The organism is Phaeobacter sp. JH204B (assembly GCF_048055755.1).
GTDB classification, from domain to species: Bacteria; Pseudomonadota; Alphaproteobacteria; order Rhodobacterales; family Rhodobacteraceae; genus Phaeobacter; species Phaeobacter bryozoorum.
This window is the reverse complement of the sequence record NZ_JAYMXF010000002.1, coordinates 214,548-226,207: the sequence shown is the minus strand read 5'-3', so window position 1 is coordinate 226,207 and position 11,660 is coordinate 214,548. Positions and strand designations below refer to the sequence as shown.

Below are 11,660 nucleotides of genomic sequence, written 5' to 3'. Positions count from 1 at the left end.
GATGGTTGTGCAAAACGAGGAGTAGCAAGTTGCAGGCCTACAACCAATGCGTTAAGTTGTGAGGCCTGAGACACGCAGGTCTTGGGGATGGTAGAATGACTTCTACTGATAAGTCAAAAATGAATTTTAGGAAGACACTGATGCCGATTGATTTTGAAGAACTGATGGATGAAGCCGATGATGCCGTTATTAATCCGCGCGACATTTTCCTCTCTCTAAATAAGGCATCAAATTTCTCGTTCCCTCGCGATATTCAATCTGAAGTGATGAAACTTTGGTTTGAAAGTCGGGATAACCGAGATAATATAATTAAGCTCAATGTTGGAAGTGGAAAGACGTTGGTTGGTCTTATGCTTCTTCAAAGCTCCCTAAATGAGGGGAAAGGGCCTGCTCTCTTTGTTACGCCCGATAAACAGCTAACTCAACAAGTTCTACAGGAAGCGAAGCTACTTGGTCTCGAAGTTACCGACGATCCCAGAGATCCAAGCTACGAGGCTGGAGAGAAAATATGCGTAGTCAACGTTTATAAGTTATTTAACGGTAGGTCTGTTTTTGGCGCAGCGGATGCCGGACAAAAAATAAAAATAGGTTCTGTCGTTGTGGATGACGCCCACGCGTGTGTTTCGACAATATCGGATCAGTTTAGAATAGTTCTTCCGAATGGTCACGAAGCTTACAAGCATATTCTTCAGAGCATTCGGCAGGATATGGTCGATTACAATGAGGCCAAGTTTCTCGATGTTGAGGAGGGTGATCCACGAGCGATAATGGAAGTTCCATTTTGGACTTGGTCAGCACATCATTCAGACATCTTAAAAATTCTTCAAAGACATCGAAATGATGACGACTTGTGTTTTACTTACCCGCTTTTGAAGGAATTATTGCCGCTTTGCCGGTGTGTAATTGGTGGTCAAAATCTTGAAATTGAACCTCCTTTTCCTGCGATAGATGTTTTCTCTTCGTTTCGAAGAGCAAAGCGCCGGATTTACATGACTGCAACACTTTCCGATGACAGTGTCCTCGCAACACACTTTGGTGCAGATTCTGAAAAGCTTGGAGAGCCACTGGTTCCAACGTCTTCACAGTCTATGGGAGAAAGAATGATCCTGATGCCTCAGGAGCTGAATTCTGATCTCACCCCCGAAGATATCAAAGGGATGCTTAGTTCCTTCTCAAAGCAGCATAACGTCGTCGTTATCGTCCCCTCTGTTCATGCTTCTAGCTCTTGGGAGGATGTGGCAGATCAGATTCTAGTCGGTGATGGTGTGGCCGCTGGTGTCGCCCAGCTGAAGAACGCACACGTCGGCCTTACAGTTTTGGTGAACCGATATGATGGTATCGATTTGCCTGCTTCTGCATGCAGGATTCTGGCAATTTCAGGATTGCCGGAAGTCACATCATACTCCGAGCTGATTGATGAGAGTGTTCTGAGTGATTCTTCTCTCGATCTTCGACGTCAAATAGAGCGTATAGAGCAGGGAATGGGACGTGGTGTTCGATCCAACGATGATTATTGTGCTGTGTTACTACTCGGGCCGAAACTTACTGGAAGAGTAAGGTCCCACGAAGGTGAGCGCTTGTTAACTCCAGCCACCCGAGCCCAACTGGGGCTCTCCAGAAAGATTGCGAGGAAGTTGAAAAAGCCGTCAATTTCCCAAATTCACGATGTGATCCTTCAGTGCTTAAACCGTGATGCAGGCTGGGTTAAAGTAAGTAAAAAAGTTCTGATAGGAATTGATGCGGATGATAGTTTGAATTTTGACTCCGCAAAAATCGCCTTGAGCAAAGCGTTTAGTGCAGCTAGATCAAATCAACTTCAAGATGCGGTAAAAATTATTTCGGATGCTGTAAATGAGATCGAAGACGAGCAGGAGCAGGCATGGCTTTTAACTAAGAAGGCTGCGATTGAGCACAATATTGATGCTTCTAGCGCTCAAAAAACGCTCACAAAAGCGCATTCATTGGAGCGGGGTGTGATGAAGCCTTTGGTAGGTTCGAAGTATAAGAAACTGACGCCGGCGACAGGACAGCAAGCTGCCAACGTTATTAAGTTTCATGAGGAACGCTTTATTGACGCAGTAGAAATGAAACTCTTTGCTAACGCGCTATGTTCAGATTTGCAGTTCGAAGGAGTGTCCGCTGATCGATTTGAGGCTGCGGTAAATGATCTGGCTAGGTTTATTGGTTTAAACGGACATAGGCCAGAAAAGGAGTTCAACGAAGGTCCTGATAACTTGTGGGCTTTGCCAGAAGGTCGGTTTTTGGTCATCGAATGCAAGAATGGCGTGACCTCTGATGACGGTATCTCCAAGCATGATGCCGGTCAGCTGGGTCAGTCAGTTGAATGGTTTAAGAGCAAGTATCAAAGTGAGCATCTCATACCACTCATGTTCCACCCACAAACGTTTCTCCGAAAGGCTGCGAGCCCCGTTCAGGGCATGATGGTTATCGATGAAAAAGGATTGAACAAACTTAGAAAATCCATTCAGGGATTTGCCTCCGAAATTGCGAATGCGGACATCTCGAAGAGCGTTTCAGAGGTGGCCAAGAGGCTTGGACAATACAGCTTGACTTCAAATGCTTTTAGCAATGCATTTGGGTGTGAAGTCAAGAAGAGCAAGTAGTCTTATCTAGCTGTAACGTATTCGTAACTAAGAGCGTTCTTTCCCCTCCAACATTTACGCACTGGAGGGGAGAGCGGTGGGGCGGTTTTTCACTGCTTAGATTGTAGTCTCATGACTGGGATCTAGTGACCGGTGTAGTAGCCGATCAATGGTGGATGGTCAGGATCAGACTTCGTGAGCTTTCGCTCTGTCACACCGGTTTCGAGCCCTTCGAATGGGCAGAATGTTTGGTCAACGATCACACATTGCCAGCTGAATAACTCATTGCTTAGAAGGCGATAGAGCTCCTTGTAAAAATGTTCAAATACATCTGGATTGATGTCGGGGGTAATATTTTTCATCGGCGAGTCTATGACGATGAGCTTTGGTATTGGAAGATCTCTCTCTCGTGCCGTTAAGTGCAAAGCGAGGGTGTAGCACATTTTGAACAGGACCATTTTTCCGCCACTCCCAGCGTCGCCAAATGACCATTTTCGTTCGTCGTTTCCGTCTGGAAGTATGTATGGAATCCAGGATCGAAGGTTGATGGAAATAGTGTCGTTTTCGCCCAATCCTGGAAAGTGGATGGCTAGCAATACCTTTTTAAAGTTTTTTTCCAGAGCCTTTACATTAGATCGGCCGTTTTCGAACCGAGCCTCTTCCTCTTCTATCTCTCTGTTAATTTTGCTGATTTTTTCACTAAGCTTGTCTGCCTTCTCTCTAGTTTCCTCGATTTCCGCAGGCATCTTTCTAACTCGTACAAGAAATCGGCGGCGCTCGTTTAGTGCACCAAGTTTGGATTCAACTCTACGGGCAGCTTTGATGTATTCCGATTCCAGTTCCCTTCGACTCGCATCTATTCGGTGCTGTACCACAAGACGAGCTTCGCTAACCTGCTCAAGTTCACGTGCTTGAACTTCGAGAGACCGTTTTAAGCGACGTACAGATTGCTTCAGATCGCTTATACGATCGTTTAGATCCTGCTCTATGACAGCCCTTTTCTGACTGAACCCTCCCGGAGCGTCTGCTAGAGGCGACGTGCATAGATTGCAGTTTTCGGCATCATGTCTATGTGACACGTCCGTTCCACAAGATGGGCAAGCATTGAACTCGGAGGTTTTCAATATCTCAGTTGCAAGAGATGATCGAGCGGCCTTAAACTTCATACTCAGAAATTCGGCGATCAAGCTTTCTTGTTCAGAGATCTTACTGGAAATATCATTTACTGCTTCAGCTTTCGTCTGGCGTTGACGATCTAAATTGGAAAATTCCTCCCTATCCGAGTCGGAGACAGTCTTCCTCTTGGACGAGGAGCGTAACTGCTCTTCTTTTTCAATCTCAAGAGGCTCAGTCAAGCTGTTGACAGCATCTAACTGTAAGTCAATCTCTGCCTCTGAATTAAATCCGAAACGTGCCAAAAAGTCATGTATTTGTGTCGCTGCTTCCCTTAATGTTCTTTGTTTTTGCCGCGCCTCGCTGAGTTGACGTTGAAGAGTGACCAATCGATCACTATGCATCCCAAGAACATACTTCAAAACGTCTTTGGATTTCTCCGCGCGAATGGGTTGGTCTAAAACAAAAAAGCTGGAATCCAAATTTGGTTGATCCAGATAACAGAACTTCCAAAAGTCACGAAAACTCACTCGATGAAGTTGAGAATCTGGATCATCTTTCTTTTTGCGAACTTTTAGAATTGGTATTTCAAGAAGGCGAAAGATAAAGTCACTGAAGTTATAAACCTCCTCGCCATATAGGGGCTCAGTGCCAGCATCAAAGGGTAAGTCTAAACGTCCTATTTCGTCTTCACTCTTCCAACTTGCGACTACAGAAGTCGTTGAGCGAAGGTCCCTCTCAAGGAGGAGTTCCGTGTTTGCTGCTTTTAGAAACAATCTGACTGAGATAACTTCGCTCGAAACGGCAGGTGTGTTTACAAGTTTCCCGCCCAAGCAGAAATTCACCATTTCGGCGATTGTTGATTTTCCTGCCCCCATTTCCCCGTGAAAGAAGGAGATGTGTTCTCCAAAGGGAACGTCTTCTTCACTGTTCTTGCAGAGTAATTGTAGGTTTTCTATCTTCAGTTTCATTATGCGAGTGTCCTCAACTCAATTTCAGTATTGAGTTGCATGTTATTTAGTTCTGGAAATTGTTCGTAGATGAATTCCATAAGGCGTGTTGCACCGAGGTCTAGGTGTTTGCGAAGCAGTCCAGCCCGAAATTTAACGTCTTCGAATTCTTCTGATTGTGACAGTATATGTGCTAGTTCGGCCCCCTTAGTGGTTAAATCGATGACCACCGTTCGACCTTCTACTGTGAGTGTTATAAGACCTCGAGCTGCAAGAATATTGAGGAATTTTCGATATCTATGATCCCAAGGGCCGAAGCGGTAGCGAACCATGCTAGTTTCAATAGTGGCATGTTCAAATTCTGCTATACGAAGGTTTCTTGGCGATACTTTTCTAGCTATCATAGCTCTTTCAAAACAAGACGGATACCTTAGTAGGAAATCTAACTTCGCAAGTTTTGTAATACCTACAATTGCAGGTTCGTCTGCGCGCTGAAAGGATTCAAGAAGAACTAATATTCTTGCAAGATGAATGTCTTCGTTCTGGTCTAAGGAGGAAACTAGTTCAAAAAAATCGAGCGCCATTGCTATGCCTTCTCAATTTTAAACTTTGGTGACCACCAAGTTTTACATTGTTCAGTTAGCATTCCGGCAGCGCCCATTAGGTGCTCTGGTCGACAGCCATGGAGGTCAACGTGTTCTTCAGCAACACGTGCACGCAAGCGCTCAAATAATAATTCGTACATCCGAGGAGCATACTGAGTGTCGGGGGCTTCACTGGCGATCTGAGCTTCTGTGCACTCAAATTTGACCGTAGCGAGTAAGGTCTGATACCTCGCTTCAGCTTGTTTTACACCGTGTTTGTTGATCCATCTAAATAATAGTGCTTGAAATGATTGCACCAGATCATTCATTTGTTCAATTCGAGCCGCCTGCAATCCACCTTTGTCCAGTTTTTGTACCATCACGGCGAGGTGGGTCGGCAGGCTTTCTATGGGAACGAGACTTGAAAGCTCTAGCGGTTCAGATGAATCTTTGGGAGGCACAAGGAGCCTCTCAACCTGATCCTTTCTTATGCATTTTCCTGCGAGTGTATGCGCGTCTAGTATAGCATCAAACGAAACTCCTGCAGCGTACAAATCGGTCACTTCGCCATCCAGCTTCTTGGATGAGGCTTGAAAGGTCAAATTCACTAAGTCTTCGGCCACTTTAGCGTTTTGGCTAAATGTTAATTCGCTTGTTGCAGGGTAGCTTCCTACAGCTTCTCTAACTCTGACTGCGATGACCGAAACTGGTTCAGAACGACAGTTAAGAACGGTCTTGCAGAGAGTGGAGACAACCTGTTCCTCTGTGAAAGTCGATGTTTCGCATATGGATTTCACAAATTTTCGCAGTGGATTTGTATTTGGCAATCTCTTCACGTTGCCCCGTTCTTTGATCCTATCTATAAGCCAAGGAAGGTTCTTTTCGTTTTGGGATGTTTCCCAAAACCAGTGATTTGTAGAAAAATCGAAAGCGGTAAATTTGCCCGGGAACATTTGATCCAGCGCGCAAAAACGAGACAGTGATTTGATTACTGCATGGTCCGTGGATTTGAAGGCATCAAGGTCGATCTTTCTGGTCTTTACTTGGAGGCCGACAAATGATCCGTCGGAGTGCTCGATCAATATGTCCTCATAATTCTCGCATACTACACGTACGACATTCGTCGATGCCGTCAGCAAGCGAACGCAGTTTATCGCGGCAACGCTGCACTGGTACTTGTAGCGCTCAAGAGTGTCGTCCCCCGGGTCCTTCGTGTCTAAAGTTGTGCTTGGAGAATGCCCTTTGTTCATTGCAACCTATTGTAAATTTTCTTCAGTGACTTATCCCCTTACGGTAGGTGGCGCAGTGGGGGTGGTCAAGGGATCCTATCCTGCTGTCCACAAGTTGCTTCTGTTAAAACTGCTTCGGAAAATCACCTATCTTTGTCGAACGATCCGAAGGATTTGAGTTGGATCGAGGAAGTTTCAAACGGCACGCATGCGCTGCACCCCTTGCGGGCTGACCTCCGACCTAGTGTTTGCTGTGAGATGTGGATCTGATGACACCATTCGCTGCGATCCCTGCGGCCATCTCACAGCACTAAGTCGTGCTGCAAGATGTGTGTGGTAGTACCACACGATCTTGACAAGGGGGCTGCTGCGCTCCCCCGTTGTATCCCCCAAAGCGGATGGTCGAGATTGGCATTGAGCCAGTCACGACCATGCAAACATATCGGTGTTTGATCCCTCGCAGGTGAGATTTCGCTCTCCCTGCACCCATCGACCTAGGGGCGTTCCTGCCCCTTGGAACCCAGATCAACCGTCCGCCGATTGAATGCCGCCAGCTTGTCGAAGCTGAACCCGAAAAAACGATCTGCGCGTTTGATCCGCAATCAGGGAAACCTGTCCGTTCCCCCAATACCCCCATGACTGACTAGGGCTGCCGCCCCCGCGCGGTTCAAAGGGTGGGTCCTCGCCATGCTCGCTTCATATGCATTGCAGCTCCGCGTGGCTCTGGTCCTGCCTGCGGCACCTTTGATCCTTGCACCCCAGCTCCTCGGCGGAAGCCAGATGGTTGCATGCGCAACCCGTCAGATACGAGAGGAGAAAAGACATGCCGCAGCTACACGCACAACCATACGACATAAACGCAAACGGATATTACTTTGACAGCTTGGAAGACTACGCCAGCAAGGCAGGAAAGAACCGCAACGCCTATGGCGATCCAGTCGAAGAATACGAAATCCAGTTCATCGATGGTGATGACATCGACTGTGCCTTGGCCAAGGCGTGGGGGATCAATCAGGTCAATATCGGTGGCTACTTCAATGCCTGTGATGATTGGGAAGACTACCAGAAGAAAGTCTTCATCATCGCCGTTGGTGAGGTCGGGTATCAGTTCGATCCCGAAACGGTTTTTCCTGACAACTTTGACATCGACATCTATCATGTGGAGAGCATGACAGAGTTGGCGGAGCAGTTTGTTGATGAGGGTTTCTTTGGCGATATTCCTGATCAACTCAGCGGCTATATCGACATACACGCCATCGCCCGTGATCTGGAATTCGATTACACAGAAACCGAGATCGCTGGTGAAACCCTGATTTATCGAGCGGTGTGAACATCTAAATATCTCTGGCGCCACAGGCTGCCTCACGAAGGCAGCTAGGCAAACCAAAACCTCACGCGCTTTGCCACCCCGACCATCATGCGCAATGCAACGACAAGGGCTAAGAAGAACACGATCTTATAGTCCGTTGCAAAATGCGCATTCGTTTGCGCGTCTGAGAACACCAGATGTCCAAAGTGATCAAATGCTGGCGACGCCAATCCACCTGCTATCAAGGCCATGAGAGCATAAGCTGACCAAGAAACCCGTAACGCCCGTTTGCGCTTGGCCTGCCTTGCCTGCCTTTGCTGATCTTGGATTTCGCCTTGCTCAATTTCTTCGTCGGTTCGTTCGCGAAAGGCTTCTTTGACGTCATCGGATATCTCCCGATACGCCGTGTATACTCTGCCGTCCTCTAGCACCTGCCGCAGGGCTTCCATGAGTTTCATACGGGTTTGACCGTCGAGTACTTGCAGAAAGAGCACTGGCTTGTTCACGGAACGGAAGCTCAGTTCAACACCCGTCCCATTGCGGATTTTCGCGGCATCAACGGTTGCACGTATGGCATTGGCAACGGATTGGCCAATGGCTCGTGAACCAACACCAGACGAATAGTACATGTCACCCGCTGTTGAAGGAGTGTGTTCTCTTGCCCCGCGCAGCATATGGAGCTTTACCGTTTCATCGTTCCAAAGTCCCAAGGCCTTTTCGAAGATGATCAATCTGGCCTTTGAAACATTGATCGCAAACCCAGCATCACGGGTGAAGAACACCACGTCGTCAGCTTCAAAATCGTGGGTGAACACATCTGGGTCGCTTGTCTCATCGTCAAGCTGTTGGACGGCTACTTGCTGGTTCATTGCTGCACCTCAAGGAACGAGTTTGAACGGCGCAGTCAAAAAGGGGTCCCTTTTGATAAGGGTAACACATCACCATCATCGGAGTCTGCGGCCACTGTTTTTCCACAGATTTTTTGGCGGCGGCGGACCGATGAAACCCATACACAGAGCGGCTTGCAAAGGGACCCCTTTTGCAAAGAGGAAAATCGCCATGAAAACGGCTTGTGAGAACAATTTTGCTCGCTACGATTTAGAGATGGAAAACGGCAAACGACAGGGGCGCAAGGTTGGGTATGTCCGCGTCTCAGACAAAGATCAGAGCGAGGATCTGCAATATGATGCGCTGAAAGCAGCGGGTTGTGAGGTCATCTATGGTGACCACGGTGTGTCAGGTGCACGAACTCAACGGCGTGGGTTGGATGACATGCTTGCCAGTCTCGACGAAGGCGACACGCTGGTGGTCTGGAAACTGGATAGACTAGGACGATCCACGATCCATCTTCTAACTCTGCTCAGCGACCTCAGGGATCGCGGCGTGGGTTTTCAGGCCATTACGCAAGGGATCGACACGACAACTGCCGTGGGGCGGATGCTCTATGGCCAGTTGGCTGTCTTCGCGGAGTATGAACGCAGTTTGATTTCTGAGCGCACCAAGGCAGGAATGGCCGCCGCCAAGGCGCGAGGTGTTCATGTTGGACGCCCAAAACGAAGGGGTAAGGTGACAACAGGGCGCTTAGAGGTGTTTCCTGCTAGGTTATTGTGATTTGATGATATTTCAATCGTGGACCGAAAGATCCTTTGATCCTGAGAGCGCCGCTGTGTTACCGTAGCGGACTGTTAATTAAAGAATTTTTGGGAGGTGCGTATTGAGGTGGGAAGACATGAAACGGCGATTGGACACAATTCTAGCCGTTGCTCCAACTTACGATCCTTACTATCAAACTTGGCGTGTGGAAGAGCTTGTATTTAACGGCGAAGATAGGCCGACTTGGAGAATGCGCCTAGTACCTACGAATGAAGGTTTCGTTCGTATGGATCGCTACGACGATATTGAAAGCATGCGTTCGTACATAGAAGCGCTGAACAACAGCTTGTCCGAAGAAGTCGGTAAGATTGGTTTGTCGGGAGCGGAACAGAGCTCGCTAAACCTAAAGGTTGAGAAAGCTGTGCAAGCTAAGAATAGGTTGTTCGACGAAGAGCGCCTTATGGAGGAGCAAGCAATCGCACGTGACGGTGCAAATGAAGCTCCAAGCATTGATCATCTTGTTCTAGATCTCAAGAGCGAAGGTTATCGTCAGGAACTGTACGATCTTCTGAGAACGATCCCATCCCTTTCGATTGCTGTGGTTGGTGAGGGAGGTTCTCGGCGGGTGTTGTTTAAGGGTTCAAACGATACCTGGTCAAAACCGTACAACCTGACAAAGAAGCATGCCCAAACTGCCTATCGTGCCCGCATTGCTAACCCATTTGGGCTGAGTGCTCTTTCCCACTGGGGAAAAACTAAGTCGGAAATCAGAAGAATACTGTTACCTCGTGCAAATGAGCTTCTTCAGTTGGCGCAGGTCAAGAGGCTTCTTGCAGAAGCTCTTGCGCAGGGTAAGAAAGCACTTGTCTGCAATGGGTTAGTGTTTTGGTATGAAGAAGATGGAGACATTGGATGGCAGGTGAAGCAAGTTTCCAACGGGAAGAGTGGTGAAGGGGAGGCGACTTGGTTTGGTGGAACTATTGAGTCACGAAATCATGGCCGATTAGTAATCTTGCCTTACATAAAAACTTCTGGTGAGAAAGTGAGGGGGCATACGCGTAACGCACCCAACGATGGGAAAGCAAAACCGCGTCACCCAGACCATTATCTAGATATCCCCTTTGAGGTTCTAGACGGCGACTTGATGATAGAGTTGATGGGTCACTTACCTTACGAATAGAGGAGGTGAATGCTCTAAGTGTGCTTTACGCTTTGAATCCTACGGTTTTCAATATTTTTGGACAATGAGTAGGGGCTAACTGTAGGTCGTATCCGTCGATGAAGCTATGATCAGGTGTCTGCGAGATGATCAAACTTCCGAATGAATGCGGCTTGTAAGTTTGCATCTGTGAGCAGCTCTCGACCGTAGCATTCAATGTACTCTAGTAACGCCCTCTGAAAGGCATCTCGGAACATGGTCCTGTTTTCGATGTTTACAGGTTTCGTACCCGAAGCCCAGATTTTCCAACCATTCTTGGTGCTGGCCTCATGAAGTAACGCACACCTAACCGACTTATAAAACTCTGTGGCGCTATCGTCGTTGAAGTAGTCAGAAAAAGGCAGGTTGCCTGAAAGGAACGATGAGAACAATGCGCCGCTTCTATTGTATTCATATTCTCCAAGTTGGTCACGGTTTCGAACGTACCGATAATTGATGCCTTGGCGAGTGGCTTCCAAGAACTCTATGAGGGCGCACTGAATAGTTACTATTGAAAATCCCTCACCTTGAAAGCTTCCCTCCCTCTGAAGTAAGGATATTGGCTCTAAATACCGCAACCCTAACCTCTGTCGGAAAAAGTCTTCGTATGCCTGCGCCCAATTATCTTCTGTTGGGGAGTCTTCAAGTTGCTTCTTGCGTAGCTTCCAATCGTCGGCTGTGAGGTGACCTGCAATTTGCTTGGTTTCTGTTTTTCTATCCATTGGTTCTCTGAAAGGAATTAGGTGACGATAGCGTCACAAGGGTCGATATGGGTTGATGTACAACGGCACATCTTCGCCTGAACGATGGCGATGAGCTTCGTCATTGACTAGCATTTTGCAAACATACCCTGAGAAACTGATATGGTAGGGTTGCCCAATATGGCGGTTCACATCGCATTCCATCGTAAACTGATCCATGTCAGCACCATTCGAAGCCAGCCAGTCAAAATGCTTCCAATGTGTGACAGGAAGTTTAATCGCTTCATCTATGCCAAAGGCGTTTTTGACGTATCTTGATGTCCATTCTCCATCTGGTAGAAAGTCATTGTCGAATATATCCATAAAGTTATTATGTCACA

The 11,660-nt window shown here is 47.5% G+C and carries 10 protein-coding genes; 4 read left to right on the top strand and 6 right to left on the bottom strand.

Annotated features, from left to right (window positions below; all coding sequences use genetic code 11):
• The first annotated feature begins 95 nt into the window (after positions 1–95).
• The gene (locus VXL81_RS01075) at positions 96–2,624 is read left to right on the top strand and encodes a DEAD/DEAH box helicase family protein (protein WP_416552580.1); all 2,529 of its coding nucleotides are present in this window, start codon (positions 96–98) and stop codon (positions 2,622–2,624) included.
• A 122-nt stretch (positions 2,625–2,746) separates the two neighbouring features.
• Here the strand turns inward: VXL81_RS01075 and VXL81_RS01070 are convergent, their stop codons facing one another.
• The 3 genes from VXL81_RS01070 to VXL81_RS01060 are packed head-to-tail and all read right to left on the bottom strand — an operon-like array spanning position 2,747 to position 6,500.
• On the bottom strand, positions 2,747–4,687 hold the full coding sequence (locus VXL81_RS01070) for an AAA family ATPase (RefSeq protein WP_416552578.1): 1,941 nt from the start codon (positions 4,685–4,687) through the stop codon (positions 2,747–2,749).
• Positions 4,687–5,250 carry a hypothetical protein gene (locus tag VXL81_RS01065; protein WP_416552576.1) on the bottom strand — a complete coding sequence of 188 codons (564 nt, stop codon included), beginning with the start codon at positions 5,248–5,250 and terminating at the stop codon, positions 4,687–4,689. The genes VXL81_RS01070 and VXL81_RS01065 overlap by 1 nt, the downstream gene beginning before the upstream one ends.
• Positions 5,251–5,252: 2 nt before the next feature.
• Positions 5,253–6,500, bottom strand: coding sequence for a dsDNA nuclease domain-containing protein (locus VXL81_RS01060; protein ID WP_416552574.1), 1,248 nt, complete (start codon positions 6,498–6,500; stop codon positions 5,253–5,255).
• 802 nt (positions 6,501–7,302) lie between these two features.
• On the opposite strand from VXL81_RS01060, the gene VXL81_RS01055 reads away from it, so the two are divergent.
• Positions 7,303–7,809, top strand: a complete 507-nt coding sequence (locus VXL81_RS01055) for an antirestriction protein ArdA (protein WP_416552572.1) — start codon at positions 7,303–7,305, stop codon at positions 7,807–7,809.
• Between the two features lie 44 nt (positions 7,810–7,853).
• Here VXL81_RS01055 and VXL81_RS01050 read toward each other — a convergent pair whose 3' ends face one another.
• Positions 7,854–8,657: a hypothetical protein gene (locus tag VXL81_RS01050; RefSeq protein WP_416552570.1), complete on the bottom strand. Its 804-nt coding sequence runs from the start codon at positions 8,655–8,657 to the stop codon at positions 7,854–7,856.
• Positions 8,658–8,847: 190 nt separating this feature from the next.
• Between VXL81_RS01050 and VXL81_RS01045 the strand changes: the two genes are divergently transcribed.
• The gene (locus tag VXL81_RS01045) at positions 8,848–9,399 is read left to right on the top strand and encodes a recombinase family protein (RefSeq protein WP_416552568.1); all 552 of its coding nucleotides are present in this window, start codon (positions 8,848–8,850) and stop codon (positions 9,397–9,399) included.
• Positions 9,400–9,517: 118 nt separating this feature from the next.
• Positions 9,518–10,561, top strand: a complete 1,044-nt coding sequence (locus VXL81_RS01040; RefSeq protein WP_416552566.1) for a hypothetical protein — start codon at positions 9,518–9,520, stop codon at positions 10,559–10,561.
• Positions 10,562–10,671: 110 nt separating this feature from the next.
• Here VXL81_RS01040 and VXL81_RS01035 read toward each other — a convergent pair whose 3' ends face one another.
• Positions 10,672–11,301 (bottom strand): hypothetical protein, encoded by a 630-nt coding sequence (locus VXL81_RS01035; protein ID WP_416552564.1) that lies wholly within the window; start codon positions 11,299–11,301, stop codon positions 10,672–10,674.
• 33 nt (positions 11,302–11,334) lie between these two features.
• Positions 11,335–11,643: a hypothetical protein gene (locus VXL81_RS01030; RefSeq protein ID WP_416552562.1), complete on the bottom strand. Its 309-nt coding sequence runs from the start codon at positions 11,641–11,643 to the stop codon at positions 11,335–11,337.
• Positions 11,644–11,660 lie beyond the last annotated feature (17 nt).